The 15,014-nt window shown below is 66.0% G+C and carries 15 protein-coding genes and 2 pseudogenes; 7 read left to right on the forward strand and 10 right to left on the reverse strand.

All coding sequences use genetic code 11. The annotated features are described in order from the left end of the window. Together MRY84_RS19830 and MRY84_RS19835 are read left to right on the forward strand one after the other, a co-directional pair. Positions 1-501: pseudogene (locus MRY84_RS19830) on the forward strand (hypothetical protein); the annotation flags it as partial. Between the two features lie 11 nt (positions 502-512). Further along, a pseudogene (locus MRY84_RS19835) lies at positions 513-1,010 on the forward strand (zinc-dependent peptidase); the annotation flags it as partial. Between the two features lie 151 nt (positions 1,011-1,161). Here the strand turns inward: MRY84_RS19835 and MRY84_RS19840 are convergent. Next, positions 1,162-1,395 (reverse strand): hypothetical protein, encoded by a 234-nt coding sequence (locus MRY84_RS19840; protein WP_291507409.1) that lies wholly within the window; start codon positions 1,393-1,395, stop codon positions 1,162-1,164. A 105-nt stretch (positions 1,396-1,500) separates the two neighbouring features. Further along, positions 1,501-4,164 carry an alpha-ketoglutarate dehydrogenase gene (mdeB, locus tag MRY84_RS19845; protein ID WP_291507410.1) on the reverse strand — a complete coding sequence of 888 codons (2,664 nt, stop codon included), beginning with the start codon at positions 4,162-4,164 and terminating at the stop codon, positions 1,501-1,503. A 103-nt stretch (positions 4,165-4,267) separates the two neighbouring features. On the opposite strand from mdeB, the gene MRY84_RS19850 reads away from it, so the two are divergent. Beyond that, entirely contained in the window at positions 4,268-4,741 is a 474-nt protein-coding gene (locus MRY84_RS19850) for an Lrp/AsnC family transcriptional regulator (RefSeq protein WP_291507411.1), read from the forward strand. Here the strand turns inward: MRY84_RS19850 and MRY84_RS19855 are convergent. Next, on the reverse strand, positions 4,689-5,981 hold the full coding sequence (locus tag MRY84_RS19855; RefSeq protein ID WP_291507412.1) for a methionine gamma-lyase: 1,293 nt from the start codon (positions 5,979-5,981) through the stop codon (positions 4,689-4,691). The genes MRY84_RS19850 and MRY84_RS19855 overlap by 53 nt on opposite strands. A 150-nt stretch (positions 5,982-6,131) precedes the next feature. Between MRY84_RS19855 and MRY84_RS19860 the strand changes: the two genes are divergently transcribed. Then, the gene (locus MRY84_RS19860) at positions 6,132-6,599 is read left to right on the forward strand and encodes an Lrp/AsnC family transcriptional regulator (protein ID WP_063463138.1); all 468 of its coding nucleotides are present in this window, start codon (positions 6,132-6,134) and stop codon (positions 6,597-6,599) included. Positions 6,600-6,628: 29 nt separating this feature from the next. On the opposite strand, the gene MRY84_RS19865 is transcribed toward MRY84_RS19860, so the two are convergent. From MRY84_RS19865 to MRY84_RS19890, 6 genes are all read right to left on the reverse strand, one after another. Further along, positions 6,629-7,525, reverse strand: a complete 897-nt coding sequence (locus tag MRY84_RS19865; RefSeq protein ID WP_291507413.1) for a DUF3014 domain-containing protein — start codon at positions 7,523-7,525, stop codon at positions 6,629-6,631. A gap of 156 nt (positions 7,526-7,681) precedes the next feature. Beyond that, on the reverse strand, positions 7,682-8,353 hold the full coding sequence (locus MRY84_RS19870) for a dienelactone hydrolase family protein (RefSeq protein ID WP_291507414.1): 672 nt from the start codon (positions 8,351-8,353) through the stop codon (positions 7,682-7,684). A 48-nt stretch (positions 8,354-8,401) separates the two neighbouring features. After that, the gene (locus MRY84_RS19875) at positions 8,402-9,220 is read right to left on the reverse strand and encodes a class III extradiol ring-cleavage dioxygenase (RefSeq protein WP_291507415.1); all 819 of its coding nucleotides are present in this window, start codon (positions 9,218-9,220) and stop codon (positions 8,402-8,404) included. A gap of 138 nt (positions 9,221-9,358) precedes the next feature. Beyond that, positions 9,359-9,772, reverse strand: a complete 414-nt coding sequence (arfB, locus tag MRY84_RS19880; protein ID WP_291507416.1) for an alternative ribosome rescue aminoacyl-tRNA hydrolase ArfB — start codon at positions 9,770-9,772, stop codon at positions 9,359-9,361. A gap of 30 nt (positions 9,773-9,802) precedes the next feature. Further along, positions 9,803-10,279, reverse strand: a complete 477-nt coding sequence (gene aroQ / locus MRY84_RS19885; RefSeq protein WP_291507417.1) for a type II 3-dehydroquinate dehydratase — start codon at positions 10,277-10,279, stop codon at positions 9,803-9,805. Between the two features lie 261 nt (positions 10,280-10,540). Then, the gene (locus MRY84_RS19890; RefSeq protein WP_291507418.1) at positions 10,541-10,873 is read right to left on the reverse strand and encodes a hypothetical protein; all 333 of its coding nucleotides are present in this window, start codon (positions 10,871-10,873) and stop codon (positions 10,541-10,543) included. A gap of 172 nt (positions 10,874-11,045) precedes the next feature. Here MRY84_RS19890 and MRY84_RS19895 point away from each other — a divergent pair, with 172 nt between their 5' ends. Continuing rightward, positions 11,046-12,869, forward strand: coding sequence for a glutamine--tRNA ligase/YqeY domain fusion protein (locus tag MRY84_RS19895; RefSeq protein ID WP_291507419.1), 1,824 nt, complete (start codon positions 11,046-11,048; stop codon positions 12,867-12,869). 241 nt (positions 12,870-13,110) lie between these two features. Then, positions 13,111-13,443 carry a hypothetical protein gene (locus MRY84_RS19900; protein WP_291507420.1) on the forward strand — a complete coding sequence of 111 codons (333 nt, stop codon included), beginning with the start codon at positions 13,111-13,113 and terminating at the stop codon, positions 13,441-13,443. Positions 13,444-13,636: 193 nt separating this feature from the next. Here MRY84_RS19900 and MRY84_RS19905 read toward each other — a convergent pair whose 3' ends face one another. Further along, complete coding sequence (locus MRY84_RS19905) at positions 13,637-14,590, reverse strand: M14 family metallocarboxypeptidase (RefSeq protein WP_291507421.1); 954 nt, start codon at positions 14,588-14,590, stop codon at positions 13,637-13,639. Positions 14,591-14,753: 163 nt separating this feature from the next. Here MRY84_RS19905 and MRY84_RS19910 point away from each other — a divergent pair. Further along, positions 14,754-15,014: hypothetical protein (locus tag MRY84_RS19910; RefSeq protein WP_291507422.1), on the forward strand; the 261-nt coding region annotated here is incomplete at its 3' end.

Consider the following 15,014-nt stretch of genomic DNA (forward strand, 5'->3'; position numbering starts at 1 on the left):
GTGGGCCATGCAGATGGGCAAGGCGCGGCGGCGCAGTTTTCTGCGCTGGGCAACATGACGACCGACGCGACGGGCAATGTGTACGTTGTTGACGGCCTGTTCTACGATACCAACAAGGTAGGCCCCACCATCCGCAAGATCACGCCTTCCGGCATGGTGTCTACACTGGCGGGCAGTCCCGCTGCGGCGCCTGGCTACGCGGATGGTCCTGCCGCTGCCGCCAGGTTAACGGTACAGCTGGACGCATACTGGCGGGAACAGACGGCCAGCCTCGCCACAGACAGCAAAGGCAACGTGTACGTCACAGACCCGTTCAACAGCGTAGTCCGCAAGATCGGCACCGACGGTCAGGTCAGCACCGTCGTAGGCCAGGCCTGGAAGTACGGATTTGTGGCGGGGGACCTGCCGGGCATCATCAACCGACCAACCGGCATCGCGGTCCGCGACAGCATGATGTACCTTACGGTGCCAAACGCCGTGGTACAGGTGAAGCTTCGGTAAAGGCGGCGATCGCCAAGGCGCGCCGCTAGGTGACGGACGAGGCGGGCGTGGTGCACGAGCACACGCAGGTCCTGCTGGGCGAGGCCATGGAGCGCGGCCCCATCATGCTCAGCTGGGAGCACGTGGCCAATGCCACCGAAAACGCCGCGCGGGGCCATAACGTGGTGGTGCACGAGTTTGTGCGCAAACTCGACATGAAGAGCGCCGAGCCCAATGGCTGTCCACCCCTGCCCGCAGGTTTCATGGGCGCGCGCACCGGCCGCGCAGCCTATGAAGCCTGATGGTCAGCGTGGGAGCCCGCGTATGAGCATTTTCGCGAACGCGTGATCATGGCCGAACGGTTTGGCGCCGAACGCCCTTGGCTGGACGCGTAGGGCGCCACGTTGCAGTCGGAATTTTTCGCGGTGGCGTGCGAGGCGTACTTTGTGAATCGGCATCGGTTCGCGCAAGAGTTTCCGAACCTGATGCCGGTGCTGGACGCGTTCTTCCGGTCAAGGGGCTACAACTAGCCGAGGCGCCCGCTGTCAACGAACCTGGAGTCTGCGCGGGAGAAGGAGCCTCGGCAGCAACGCGCGCTAACCCGGTCTCGCGCGGTACCTCCTGTGCCAAGGGTCCCCTGGGCTTGTGGGCATGTTTGGGGGCACGCGGTTGGGCCCGGTTTCACGCCGACAACGCCTGCTCCACCGCCTGCTTGGCCTCGTCCAGGCCGCCAAAGAACCGCGTGGGCTGGGGTTGGGCCTTGGGCAGGTGGGGTGGCGCAGGCCAGAGGCGTTCGTCCATCCAGGCAGCCGTCCACCCGCCGATGTCCTTGCGTTTGACAGAGCAGACAGCCTGCCCATCCACCGTCCCGACCCAGGTGGTGGGCGGATTGTGTTCCCAGATGACATGTGCCATGGCGCGCTCCAGCAGTTGCCAGGCCATTGTAGAAACCGGTTACAAAACGTGGCAATCGCGGCCAACCCCAAGGCCGCGCGGCCCTGGTTGGCCGGAACCGTCTGCTCAGCCGGCCGCCAATGCGCGCCGTGCCGCCCGCGCCACGCTGGCTGCATCCACTCCAAAAAACTCCCGCAGCGCCGCCCGCGTATCGCTGCGGCCGAAGCCGTCCGTGCCCAGCGTGGTGAAGCGGCGGCCTTCGGGGACGAAGGCGCGCACTGTTTCGGGCACGGCGCGCACGTAGTCGGTGGCGGCGATGATCGGGCCGCGCGTTGCGGCCAGTTGCTCGGTGAGCCAGGGCACGCCCGGCTGCGCATCGCCCGCCAGTGCGCGCTGCTCGCACGCTACGCCGTCACGCGCCAGCTCGCTCCAGCTGGTCACGCTGAGCACGGTGACCTCCACGCCTTCCGCGGCCAGCAACTCCGCGGCCTTCACCACTTCGGTCAGGATGGCGCCGGAGCCCATCAACGTCACGGATTTAGATGAAATCGGGCTCTGGCGCCGTTCCGACAAGCGCGACCAGCTCTTAAAAACATAGCAACCGCGCAGGATACCTTCTGCAGCGCCCTCAGGCAGATCTGGCTGCGCGTAGTTTTCGTTCATCAGCGTGACGTAGTAGAAGACGTCGCGCTGCTCGGTCACCATCTCGCGCATGCCAGCGTCGATGATCACGGCCATCTCGCCCGCGTAGGCCGGGTCGTAGGCCTTGCAGTTGGGGATGGTGGCGGCCACGAGGTGGCTGGTGCCGTCCTGGTGTTGCAGCCCTTCGCCACCCAGCGTGGTGCGGCCCGACGTGGCGCCCAGCAAAAAGCCGCGCGCCCGCTGGTCCGCAGCCGCCCAGATGGCGTCGCCCACACGCTGGAAGCCGAACATGGAGTAGTAGATGTAGAACGGCAGCATGGCCAGGCCGTGCACGCTGTAGCTGGTGGCGGCTGCTGTCCAGCTCGCAATCGCACCCGCTTCGCTGATGCCTTCTTCGAGAATTTGCCCATCAAGCGCCTCGCGGTAGCTCAGCACCGAGCCGATGTCCTCCGGCGCGTAGCGCTGGCCCACGCTGCTGTAGATGCCGACCTGCTTGAACAGGTTGGCCATGCCAAAGGTGCGCGCCTCGTCGGCCACGATGGGCACGATGCGCGGGCCTAAAGTGGCGTCCTTCAGCAGTGTGCCCAGCATGCGCACAAAGGCCATGGTGGTGCTCATCTCCTTGCCGTCGGCCTGCAGCGCAAACTGGGCGTAGCTGGCCAGGGGCGGCACGGGCAGCACGTCGCAGGCCGTCTGGCGGCGCGGCAGGTAGCCACCCAACTGCTGGCGGTGGCGGCGCAGGTACTGCATCTCCGGGCTGTCTTCGGCTGGCTTGTAGAACGCCAGGCTGGTCGCCTGCTCGTCGGTGAGCGGCAGGTTGAAGCGGTTGCGGAATTCGATGAGGTCCGTGTCGTCCAGCTTCTTCTGGCTGTGCGTGGTCATCTTGCCCTGCCCCGCCGTGCCCATGCCGTAGCCCTTTTTGGTGTGGGCCAGGATCACCGTGGGCTGGCCCTTGTGGGCAGCGGCGGCAGCGTAGGCGGCGTGGATCTTCACCAGGTCGTGCCCGCCGCGCTTGAGGCGGTCGATCTGCTCGTCCGTCATGCCTTGGGCCAGCGCGGCCAGCTCTGGGCTTTGGCCGAAGAAGTTGTCGCGGTTGAAGCGGCCGTCCTTGGCGGCAAAGGTCTGCATCTGGCCGTCCACTGTGCCTTCCAGGGTGCGCACCAGCGCGCCGGTCAGGTCGCGGGCGAACAGGCCGTCCCAGTCGCTGCCCCAGACCAACTTGACCACGTTCCAGCCCGCGCCCGCAAACAGCCGCTCCAGCTCGTCGATGATGCGGCCGTTGCCGCGCACCGGGCCGTCCAGGCGCTGCAGATTGCAGTTGACCACCCAGACCAGGTTGTCCAGCCCCTCGCGCGCAGCGAGTGTGAGCGCGCTCATCGATTCGGGCTCGTCCATCTCGCCGTCGCCAAAAACGCCCCACACCTTGCGGTCCTCACAGTTGAGCAAATTGCGGTGCGTGAGGTAGCGCATGAAGCGCGCGTGGTAGATGCTGCTGATGGGGCCGATGCCCATCGACCCGGTGGGGAACTGCCAGAAGTCCGGCATGAGCCACGGGTGCGGGTAGCTCGACAGGCCTTGCGCGCCTGCGCTGGGGGCGGTGATTTCCTGCCGGTAGTGCTGCAGGTCGTTCTCCGTCAAATGCCCTTCCAGAAACGCCCGCGCATACACGCCCGGTGCGCTGTGAGGCTGGAAGAACACCAGGTCACCCCGGTGCTGGCCTTCGCCCACGCCTTCGCGGGCGCGGAAGAAGTGGTTGAAGCCGCTCTCGAACAGATCGGCCGCACTGGCGTAGCTGGCGATGTGCCCGCCCAGCTCGCCATACGCCTGGTTGGCGCGCACCACCATGGCCAGCGCGTTCCAGCGCATCAGCGACGCCAGCCGCTCCTCAATGGCCAGGTCGCCCGGGAAGGTGGGCTGCGCCTGGGCCGCCACGGTGTTCACATACGGCGTGTTGAGCTGCGGCTGCCAGCCCACGCGCTGCGTGCGGGCCAGGCGCACCAGCTCCTGCAACACAAACCGCGCGCGCTCGGGGCCTTCGGTGGCCACCAGGGCCAGGAAGGCATCGCGCCATTCGGCGGTCTCTTGCGGGTCGATGTCGGCCAGGGTGTCCTGGGGGCTGAGGAGGTGGGGGGGCAGTGGGGCGTTCATAGGAGCACACTGTAGAAGGGTTGGGCAAAAATGTGATGCCGAAACGCGCCAATCAAGCGCCATTAAAAGCACAATATGCCGCACCAACAAAATATTGCAGCATATGAAGCTTGACGTGACCGATCTGCGCATTCTGGCCGAGCTGCAGGCCGATGGTTCGCTCTCCAATGTGGAGCTGGCGCGGCGCGTGCACCTGTCGCCCTCTCCCTGCCTGGCGCGGGTGAAGGCGCTGGAGGCGGCGGGCGTCATTGCCCGCTATGTGGCGCTGGCCAACGCGGCGGCGCTGGGGCTGGGGCTGAATGTGTTCATCAGCATCAGCCTGAAGACGCAGAGCAAGGAGGCGCTGGCCGACTTCGAGAGGCGCATTGCCGAGCACGACGAGGTGATGGAGTGCTACCTGATGAGCGGCGACTCCGACTACCTCATCCGCGTGGCGTTGCCCGACATTGCGGCACTGGAGCGGTTCATCCTGGAGCAGCTTTCGCCGATCCCGGGGCTGGAGAAGATCCGCTCCAGCTTCGCGCTCAAGCAGGTGCGCTACAAGACGGCTCTGCCGCTGCCACACGCTCGGAGCTGAGCCCGGCGTTAATGCCAGCGCTCAGGTCCATGGCGCGGGCCAGGTCCAGCGCCTGGCCGATGTCGGCCAGCAGATCGTCCAGGTCTTCCAGCCCCACCGACAGGCGCACTAGGCCTTCCGCAATGCCGTGGGCGGCGCGCTGCTCGGGCGTGTAGGTGGAATGCGTCATGCTGGCGGGGTGCTGGGCCAGGGTTTCGGCGTCGCCCAGGCTCACAGCGCGGGTGACGAGCTGCAGCGCATCCATGAAGCGCACACCCGCCTGCAGGCCGCCGCGCAGCTCGAAAGCGATCATGCCGCCCATCTGGCGCATCTGCTGCTTGGCCAGTGCGTGCTGCGCAAAGCTGGGCAGGCCGGGGTAGTGCACGGCCGCCGCAGCGGGGTGGGCGGCGATGAATTCGGCCACCTTCTGCGCGCTCTGGCAATGGCGGTCCATGCGCAGGGCCAGGGTTTTCAGGCCGCGCATCACCAGGTGGGCGTCTTGCGCCGACATCACCGCGCCGGTCATGTCTTTCAGGCCGTACAGGCGCACGCGCTGGGCCAGCTCGGCATCGGCAAACACCGCTGCGCCTGCGGTCAGGTCGCCATGGCCGCCCAGGTATTTGGTCATGGAGTGCACGCTCACATCAGCACCCAGCAGCAGCGGCTGCTGCAGGTAGGGCGTGCAGTAGGTGTTGTCCACCACCACCTTGGCCCCCTGGGCATGGGCCAGGGCCGACACGGCAGCGATGTCCACCAGGCGCATGTTGGGGTTGGCGGGGGTTTCGAGGTAGACCACGCGGGTCTTGGCGGTCAGTGCCTCGGCCACACGGGCGGGGTCGGTCATGTCCACATGGCGCACCGTCACGCCAAAGCGGCCCAGGCCGTGGTGCAAAAACGAGAAGGTGCAGCCATACAGCGTGAGGTCGGCCAGGATCTCGTCGCCCGGTTCCAGCATCGACCACAGCGTGGCCGTGATGGCGCCCATGCCCGAGCCGAACACCACGGCGCCTGCGCCCTCCTCCAGCGCCGCCAGCCGCCCTTCGAGCAGCGCCAGCGTGGGGTTGGCGATGCGGGTGTAGAAGTAGCCCGGCTCCTGGCCCGCAAAGCAGCGCGCGCCGTAGGCCACATCCGGGAAGGCATAGGTGGCCGAGGTGTGGATGGGCGGCACCAGCGCGCCCTGATGGTCGGCCGGGTTGTAGCCGTGGTGGATGGCGCGGGTGCTGAAGCCGGTAGCGGGGCTGCGGTCGGCGGTGCGGGTCATGTTTGTCTCCTGGTGGGCCGACCACAGACGGAATGCGGGGGTCGGATGTAGAGATTCTTGAGCCCATCGGCAGGCAAAATTTCGCCTTCTTTGCCTCATAAACCAATCCAATGGGCAAAATTTGCCCCAAACCCTCACCACCCGACCACCATGCACCCCTACCCGCTCGACCCCGTGGACCGCACCCTGCTCAACGCCCTGCAGCGCGACGGCCGCGCCACCGTGGGGGACCTGGCCGAGGCGGTGTCGCTGTCCACTTCACCCTGCTGGCGGCGCGTGCGGGCGCTGGAAGAAGCCGGGGTGATTGCGGGCTACCACGCCCACCTGCACCGCCAACGCGTGGGCTGGGGCGTGCTGGGCTTCGTGCAGCTGGCGCTGCACGACCACACCGCCGAAACCACCTCGGCCCTGGAGCGTGAGGTGATGGCCATGCCCCAGGTGCTGTCGTGCCACAACCTCTCGGGCCGCTACGACTACCAGCTGGAAGTGGTGGCGGCCGACCTGGAGTCGTTTGCCGAATACGTGCGCACCCATGTGCGCAGCTTGCCGGGCGTGCGCGAGATTTCGACGAGCTTTTCGCTCAAGGAAGTGAAGCGCACCATGGCGCTGCCGGTGTAGCTAGCACGTGTGCTGCAGGCTCCAACCCTTCAGCGCGGCAGACGTTGCAGCTCGCTGGTGGCCACGCGCTTGCGCAGCTCGCGGATGAGCGCCTTCGCCCGCGCCTCGTTGGCAGGCCCCATTCGCACCAGGATTTTCTGCCCGCTGGAGAGTGATTCCAGTGCCGGGTCCACGAACTCGTAGCGCACCCAAGGACGCTGGTTGGGCATGTCGGCTTTGACGGGTGTGAGCTTCACACGCAGTGGGCCTGCGGGTTCGGGCGCACGCAGCAAATGGTCCAGCACCGCCACCATGCGATCGTTGAAGTAGCGGCGGGGATAGCCCAATTCTTCATACGCCTGCTGGAAGAGCGGGTACAACCGCGCATACAGGGCCACTGCAGGCTCCAGCGGCACCGCCTCGGCAAACGCAAGGAAAGCGTCGTAGCGGGCAGCATTGGCAGTGGCAATCATGGTAGGCGCATCCCCCTCGGCGTCCACCAAAAACCGCTGCGGCATGGGTTGCACCGGCCACATGCGCGACGGGGCCTGTGCGCGGGCCAGGTTGTCCACCGTGGCGACCACTCGCCGAATGAAGCCCTCCGTCAACAAGAAGGAAGCGACCTTCTCGCGGCCCAGCAGTTCGGCCAGCAGCTCCACCACCCTCGGGTCAGACTCCGCCAATGCGGGCAAGGCGGTGTCCGCCGGTGCCAGCGCATCGACAGGGTTTTGCGGCCCCGAGGCTTCGGGCATGGGAGGCGGGGCCACGGGAGTTTCGGGGGCGGTGGCTGCTGGGGACTGCGCCACCGGCGATGTCACCGGGCGCAGCCAGAACCACCAGGCAGCTCCGGCACCTACGGCGCAGGCCAGCACGGCGGCAATGATCCAGGGCGTGGGCGATGCGCGCTCTGGCGCGGGGCGGAACTCGGCGGTTTCGTTGTCAGGCATCAGGTCTCCTTCAAGGCGGGAACAACCTTTTGTCCGAGCGGCCGCGGTGCCAAGTGTTCCCCATCACGCCCCATAGGCGCTGCTGGATTGGAAACCGACTGTGGAGGGCGCAGGTAACGCGATGTAGACCCTGTAGACCCAACCCCCAGCCTACGGCTAAAACGCCGTCGGCGTGGTCGACAGCGACTCCAGCCACGCCACCGTGGCCGCCAGTTCGGACGGCCGGATCTCGTGCGCGCTGGGGAACTCGTGGTATGTCACCGTGACCGGCAGGGGCGCCATGTGATGCGCAATGGCGTGCGCGTGGGCCAGCGGGATCACGTTGTCGTGCGTGCCGTGGCTCAGCCACAGCTGCTTGCCGCGCAGCGCATCCGCAGGGGCGGTGAGCGGCACCACCTGCTGCAGCAGGCGGCTGTGCCAAATCATCGCGGCGTGCATCAGCGCGGGCCGGGTCAGCAGCAGCGACAGCGCCATGATGCCGCCCTGGCTGAAGCCGCCCACCACCACGCGCTCGGGCGGAATGCCCAGCTGCTCGGCGGCAGATTCGACCGCCTGGGCCACCAGGGCACGGCTTTGGGCCTCTTGCTGCTCGTTGATGGTGCGGTCGCCATTGGGCTCGATGGAAAAATCAAACCACGCATGCGAGCCTGGCCCCATGCGGAACGGCGCCCGCAGGCTCAGTACATGAAACCGCTCAGGAATCTGGGGCGCCAGGCTGAAAAGGTCCTGTTCGTTGCTACCCACGCCGTGCATCAGCACCAGCAGCCAGGGGCGGGGCGTGGTGGAAGCAGCGGGTCGCTGCAAAAAAGTGAGCGGTAGATTGAGCATAGACAAGCGCCAGGGGCAGTTTTTATTTCAAAATCCGGGGCCGTTCCGTCAATGGACAGGTTCCAGGGCAAACGCGTCCATCGACAGCATGCTGTACATCACCTCGCGACTCAAGTAGTTTGCGCGCAGGTCGGCCCCCGCTGCGCCCAGCGCGAAGAAGATCGGCAGAAAGTGGTCTTCGGTGGGGTGCGCGCGGGTAGCGTACGGCGCCTGGGCGCGGTAGTCGAGCAGCGCCGGCATGTCGCCGCGCACCAGCGCATCCTCGATCCAGCGGCTGAACTCCAGCACATAGGGCGCGGCCTCGCGCGCTCCACCAAAGAACTCGGCCAGGTTGTGCGTCATGCTGCCCGAGCCAATGACCAGCACGCCTTGGCTGCGCAGGCTGCGCAAGGCGGCACCCAGCGCATACACCTCGGCCGGGCCAGCGCCGACCGGCAACGCCACCTGCACCACGGGTACGTCGGCCTGCGGAAACAAATGCATCAGCGGCACCCAAGCCCCATGGTCAAATGGCCGAGCCGCATCGCCTTGCGCTGCCACGCCTGCGGCCTGCAGGAGGCCCATCACCTCCTGGGCCAGCACAGGCGAGCCCGGCGCGGGGTATTGCAGCTGGTACAGCGCGGGCGGAAAACCGCCGAAGTCATGCCAGGTGGCGGGCAGTGGGCCGGTCATGACCTGCGGAGAGCGTGCCATCCAATGGGGTGACATGATGACCACGCCGCGCAGACCGGGGTGCAGCGCCCTGAGTTTCTCGCCCCACTGCGTCAGCGCGGGGCCGGTCGTGCCCGCATCCAAGGCGAACAGCGGCGCGCCATGCGAGACGAACAGGGCAGGAACGGCGGCGGGAGTTGGGGCAAATGCAGTCATGGCGATTCCATCCGTGAATGCTCTGAATGTAGGGCGGATGGCCTCCCCCACCAAGTGTCGCAGCCTCAACAGATCGTTCCACCCATGGCGCCAATCACCGTCAGGCAAGCGGTGGGCGGTGAGCCGCTTTGGCTTGGTTCAAGATACTTCGCGCACCTTGCCTCGCAGCGCCTTGGTCGCGCTGCGCTGGGTCTTGCCAGCCAGGCGTCGCAGTTTCGACCCGTACGTGGGCTGGGTCGCCCGCCGCACGCGAGGGGGCACGGCCACCGTATTGACCAGGGCATTCAGCCGCGCCATCGCATCGGCACGGTTTTGCTCCTGGCTGCGGTACTGCTGGGCCTTGATGACGACCACGCCCTCCTGGGTGATCCGGCTGTCGCGCAGGGCCAGGAGCCGGTCCTTGACATCGTCGGGCAATGACGACGCAGCCACGTCAAACCGCAGGTGGACCGCACTCGATACCTTGTTGACGTTCTGCCCGCCCGCCCCCTGGGCGCGCATGGCAGTGATCTCGACCTCGTCTTCCGAAACCTGCAGGGGCAACGCGGACATCCGCAAACCTCGTCCGCGCGCGCCCGCCCATCAGCCTGCGGGCTGCTGGGCCAGCAGCTGCGCCAAGCCGTCGATGGCCAGGCTATAACCCATCACGCCAAAGCCGCACATCACTGCCTTGGCGGCAGCGGCCATGTACGAATGGTGGCGGAACGCCTCGCGCGCGTGCACATTGCTGATGTGCAGCTCAATCAGCAGGATGCCCGTGCCCTTGGTGGCATCGTGCAGCGCGATGCTGGTGTGGGTGTACGCCCCGGCGTTGATGACCACGCCAGCCAACTCGCCCGCCGCGTGCAGGCGGCCGGCCTCGTGAATCCAGTCCACCAGCGCGCCTTCATGGTTGCTTTGGTGAAAGCGCAGCGCGAACCCATGGCGCTCGCAGACGTCAACGCACAGCTTTTCAACATCAGCCAGCGTGGCGGCACCGTACACGGCGGGCTCGCGCGTGCCCAGCAGATTGAGGTTGGGGCCGTTCAGGACAAAAACGGTCTTTTTCTTCACAGACATGCAGAACTCCGAGAACATGGCGCCTGCCACATTGGCAGGCCAGGATTCGGGATTATGCGGCGCGCCTGCCGAGCCTCGCCGCGCCGCATCTGCAGTGCCTGCACGACACCCGGAAAGAAAAAGCGGCCCCAAGGGCCGCTATAAAGGGCAGCCTGTGCAAAGACGCTGCCCATGAGCGACTTGCGCCCAAGAGGTGTTTTACAGCCAAAGCACCGGCTCACCGAACGCCGGTGCCATGGGGCGGGTCAGCCAGCAGGCCGATCAGCGATCCCAACGGTCGTAGTGGCGATGGTGCCGGTGATGCCGGTGGCCGTGACCGCGATGGCCGTAATACACCACCGGTGGCGGTGCGTAATACGCGGGGGGAGCGTAGTACACGGGCCGGGGCGGAGCGTAGTAAACGGGCGGGGGCGGCGCCACATAGACGGGCGCGGGCGCATAGTAGCCATTGCTGGCCCCTACCACCACGCCAGGCACGCCAATGCCCACCGACCAATTCACGTCACGGGCCTGGGCTGCGCCCGTGCCGGCCAACAATGCCAGCGCCACGCCAGCCGCGCCGGCCATGGCATAGATAGAACGGGTTTTCGTCATGGAAATCTCCTGTTTGAGCGAGGGCAGCCAGCCAAACGGACTCACCTCACCGGTACACAACGCACCAAGTGACCGAAAGGATGGCATAAAAGTGTCTTTACGTTGTGTCTGGGTGTATACGCGCCTGTTTCTATGCGTAAACCGTCACGAAACCGGCGCCTAAAATGGCTGGATGAGCACCCACTCCCCCGTCAACACCGCCGCCGCGGCCACTTCCGCGGCCCCGGAAACCGCCAAGCCCAGCAACTTTTTGCGCCAGATCATCGAGCACGACCTGGAAAAGGGCACCTATGCCAGCCGCCGCTGGGCCGGCAGCCCCGGCGATGCCGCGCACCATGCCGGCGCCCAGCCCGACCCGGCCAAGATCCGCACCCGCTTCCCGCCCGAGCCCAACGGCTACCTGCACATCGGCCACGCCAAGAGCATCTGCATCAACTTTGGCCTCGCGCGCGACTACGGCGGCGTGTGCCATCTGCGCTTTGACGACACCAACCCCGAAAAAGAAGACACCGAATACGTCGACAGCATCATCGACGCGGTGAAATGGCTCGGCTTTGACTGGAACGGCCACCCCAGCGCTCCGCCCTACCAGGCCAGCGACTATTTCGACTTCATGTACCGCGCGGCAGAGTACCTGATCGAGGCTGGCCATGCCTATGTGGACGAGCAGACGGTCGAGCAGATGCGCATCAACCGCGGCGACTTCGGCAAGCCGGGCGTGGACAGCCCCTTCCGCAGCCGCTCTCCGGCCGAAAATCTGCGCATCTTCCGCGAGATGAAGGCCGGCATGCATGAAGACGGCTCGATGGTGTTGCGCGCCAAGATCGACATGGCCAGCCCCAACATCAACATGCGCGACCCGGCCATCTACCGCATCCGCCGCGCCACCCATCACAACACCGGCGACACCTGGTGCATCTACCCGATGTACACCTACGCGCACCCCATCGAGGACGCGCTGGAGCAGATTACGCACAGCCTGTGCACGCTCGAGTTTGAGGACCAGCGCCCCTTCTACGACTGGGTGCTCGAGCGCCTGATCGAAGGCGGCCTCCTCGCCAGCCCCCCCCCCCGGCAATACGAGTTCGCGCGGCTGAACCTCACCTACGTCATCACCAGCAAACGCAAGCTCGCCCAGCTGGTGTACGACCACAAGGTGAGCGGCTGGGATGACCCCCGCATGCCCACCATCGTCGGCCTGCGCCGCCGCGGCTACACGCCCGAATCGCTCCAGGTGTTTGCCGAGCGCATTGGCGTGACCAAATCCGACAGCTGGATCGACTACAGCACCCTCGAAGGCTGCCTGCGCGAGGATCTGGAACTCAAGGCCTTCCGCGGCATGGCCGTGCTCAACCCCGTCAAGCTCGTGCTCACCAACTGGGACGAAGTCATGGGCGCCGGCCATCTGGAGCCTTGCACCCTGCCATCCCTGCCCCACCCGCCCGAAGGAGTGGAAAGCCCCGAGCGCCACTTCACCATCGGCAAGGAGGTGTGGATTGAGCGCGAAGACTTTGAAGAAGCGCCCCCCAAGGGCTACAAGCGCCTGTTCCCGGGCAACAAGGTGCGCCTGAAGGGCGGCTACGTCATCGAATGCACCGGCTGCAACAAGGACGCTAAGGGAGTCATCACCGAAGTGCTGGCCACGGTGGTGCCCGACACCAAGAGCGGCACCCCCGGCGCCGACAGCGTGAAGGTGAAGGCTGCCATCACCTGGGTGGGCGTGGCCGACGGCGTGCATGCCGAGGTCCGCATGTACGACCGGCTGTTCCTGGAAGCCCAGCCGGATGCAGGCGGCAAGGACTTCATTGAAAGCCTGAACCCGAACAGCCTGAAGGTGGTGACAGCTATCGTGGAGCCGTCACTGGGCCATGCCCTGCCGGATGACAAGTTCCAGTTCGAACGCCACGGGTACTTCGTCGCAGACCGGCTGGACCACCAGCCCGGCAAGCCCGTGTTCAATCTGGCGGTCGGGTTGAAGGACAGCTGGGGCAAATGACCGCCCCCTCACAAAGGCGCCTCGTGCGCCTTTTGTGTTTTCTGGCCCATTTGCAGTAACCGACGCCGGTGAGCCGTTACGGTCAGCGGCCGCTTGCGTAGAACGTGTTCAAGATCTTGGATGCCAGTCGATGACTCGACGAAACCGGCTGTCGCGCAGTGACATGCGCGGTTCACAACGCGAGGCGGGCACCGCTCGCGTGGCAGCTTGAAGCGCCGCTCTTTTGAGCTACAACCGTCGCATGCCTCTACCCCCACAACCCAACCCCCCGGCGTTCAGCCCCACTTTCGCCCATGTGCCGCCTGGCCCGCTGGCAGGGCCCCTGCAGTTGTTGCCCATCAACGCCACGGTAGTGGCCGTACACACCGCCGATGGCGCGCATGTGGGCTCGCTCAAGCTGGTTGGCGGGATCTGGAAGTTCAAAGCCATAGGCTACGATGCAGCTGGCCGCATGGAGCCGGGCCACGGCCCTCTGACGGAGCAGCACAACATGGCTTTCGCCACGCCCGATGCGGCCGAGGTGAGTGCGAGGTTGCTGGGGGCGCTGGCGGGTGGGGCGAGTTCATCCGCTTGAATCTCCGTGCGCCAATTTTGCTTCCATTTTTATAGCTGACTGCGCTTGTATTGCAAGCACCAGGGGCCCCTTGTTCGACGCGAGCGGAAAGTGTGCGCTGCGTATCGGGATGGGCTGCAAGGCGCAAAACGCAGCAGACCGCCCGAGCCCGTGCTGTCACCACCGCAGGGATTTATGCAGGCCATCCCTTGCACTACCTGAGCTCAGCGCACACAAACTCCACCGCCGCACACACAGCAGCCACCTGCGCCTCAATGCACTGCTCCGGCGTCGCTCGCGGGCTGTCGGGGTACACCTCGGTGGTGGTGGTGTAGCGCGCCCCGGTGACGCTGGCACACAACCCCCACTGCTTCATCGGGTAATGGATCACGCCCGGCGCCACCACGGGCGACCCGATGATTTCGTTCTTGTCGTCCGCTGGCGCGATGTGCGTCACTTGGCTGACGGCATCGATGATGGCCTGCTGAAAGGCGGGCTGGGGGTTGTCGGTGTCATCCACCAGGTAGAAGCCGTCCGGGATGCTGCCGGGCTCGAACACCTTGCCGTCGCGCGCGGCGACGGCGGGGCGGTATTCGGACTCGTCGGTATGGGTGGTTTCATGCAGGTCGATGTGGGCGGCAAATGGGCCGTACTGGGCCTGATGCTGGGCCACCAGGCGCATGAGGGCGGCGGATTCCTGTGCGGGCGAGCCTTCGCGGAACGAGCGGTTGGGGTCGATGGCGTCGAAGTTCCAGCGTTGGAACCGTTCGTACGCCCAGGGACTCACGCAGGGCACCACCAACAGGTTGGCGCGGCCCGCAAAGCGCTGGGCCTGGGTGTCTGCAAAACGCAGTGCGCCATGCACGCCGCTCGTCTCGTAGCCGTGAACGCCACCGGTGACCAGCACGCTGGGCAGCCCGGGTTGCCAGTCGCGGCTGCGCAGGGCCCGCAGGGGAAAGCGCTCCGCCGGGTGATGCGCGTCGGCATAGACGACGTCGCCATACAGCTCCACGTCAAACCGCCCCCGCAGTGCCTCAATGGCCGTGAGCACGTCGTCAGCGTAGCTGCGCTGGCGCACCTGGCGGGCGCGCCATTGGTCGCGCTCCGCGGCGCCCCAGGGTTGGCCGGGCGTTCCGATGGGGTAGAAGGTAGAAGCTGCTTCTTGCATTTGGGATGGCAATGGAGTGGCAACGGGCCCGGGTGCAGCCCCTGCACGGTAGATGCGTTCATTCACAGGATACGCGATGCCTTCCTTTCCGGTGCGGCCGGGCAGGAGCTTGCCGCGACGGCTGGAGGCCCTGGCACACTTGCCATCCTTGCCGCCGCTGCCCATGCCACGCCGCCCTCATCACCACGTCTACGTCGTCGAGCTCTCCAAGGACGTGCTCCTGGAGCCACGCTTTCGCAGGTGCAACCCAGGCTACATCGAGGGCAAGCCCTGCGTATATGTCGGCATGACGGGGTTGGACCCGGATGTGCGGTTTGACAAGCACAAGGCAGGCATCCAGGCCAACCGGTTTGTGACGCAGTATGGGCTGCGGCTGTTGCCCGACCTGTACGAAGGCTTCAACCCGATGCGGTATGAGGAAGCA

The organism is Acidovorax sp., assembly GCF_022763525.1.
GTDB lineage: Bacteria > Pseudomonadota > Gammaproteobacteria > Burkholderiales > Burkholderiaceae_C > Acidovorax.

Excerpts from the sequence above, each read along its gene's own strand:
- MRY84_RS19900 (WP_291507420.1), top strand. The coding sequence starts at position 13,111 with ATGCCTCTACCCCCACAACCCAACCCCCCGGCGTTCAGCCCCACTTTC.
- MRY84_RS19865 (WP_291507413.1), bottom strand. The coding sequence starts at position 7,525 with ATGCCTGACAACGAAACCGCCGAGTTCCGCCCCGCGCCAGAGCGCGCA.
- mdeB (WP_291507410.1), bottom strand. The coding sequence starts at position 4,164 with ATGAACGCCCCACTGCCCCCCCACCTCCTCAGCCCCCAGGACACCCTG.
- MRY84_RS19895 (WP_291507419.1), top strand. The coding sequence starts at position 11,046 with ATGAGCACCCACTCCCCCGTCAACACCGCCGCCGCGGCCACTTCCGCG.
- MRY84_RS19890 (WP_291507418.1), bottom strand. The coding sequence starts at position 10,873 with ATGACGAAAACCCGTTCTATCTATGCCATGGCCGGCGCGGCTGGCGTG.
- MRY84_RS19875 (WP_291507415.1), bottom strand. The coding sequence starts at position 9,220 with ATGACTGCATTTGCCCCAACTCCCGCCGCCGTTCCTGCCCTGTTCGTC.
- arfB (WP_291507416.1), bottom strand. The coding sequence starts at position 9,772 with ATGTCCGCGTTGCCCCTGCAGGTTTCGGAAGACGAGGTCGAGATCACT.
- aroQ (WP_291507417.1), bottom strand. The coding sequence starts at position 10,279 with ATGTCTGTGAAGAAAAAGACCGTTTTTGTCCTGAACGGCCCCAACCTC.
- MRY84_RS19855 (WP_291507412.1), bottom strand. The coding sequence starts at position 5,981 with ATGACCCGCACCGCCGACCGCAGCCCCGCTACCGGCTTCAGCACCCGC.
- MRY84_RS19905 (WP_291507421.1), bottom strand. The coding sequence starts at position 14,590 with ATGCAAGAAGCAGCTTCTACCTTCTACCCCATCGGAACGCCCGGCCAA.
- MRY84_RS19870 (WP_291507414.1), bottom strand. The coding sequence starts at position 8,353 with ATGCTCAATCTACCGCTCACTTTTTTGCAGCGACCCGCTGCTTCCACC.
- MRY84_RS19860 (WP_063463138.1), top strand. The coding sequence starts at position 6,132 with ATGCACCCCTACCCGCTCGACCCCGTGGACCGCACCCTGCTCAACGCC.
- MRY84_RS19840 (WP_291507409.1), bottom strand. The coding sequence starts at position 1,395 with ATGGCACATGTCATCTGGGAACACAATCCGCCCACCACCTGGGTCGGG.
- MRY84_RS19850 (WP_291507411.1), top strand. The coding sequence starts at position 4,268 with ATGAAGCTTGACGTGACCGATCTGCGCATTCTGGCCGAGCTGCAGGCC.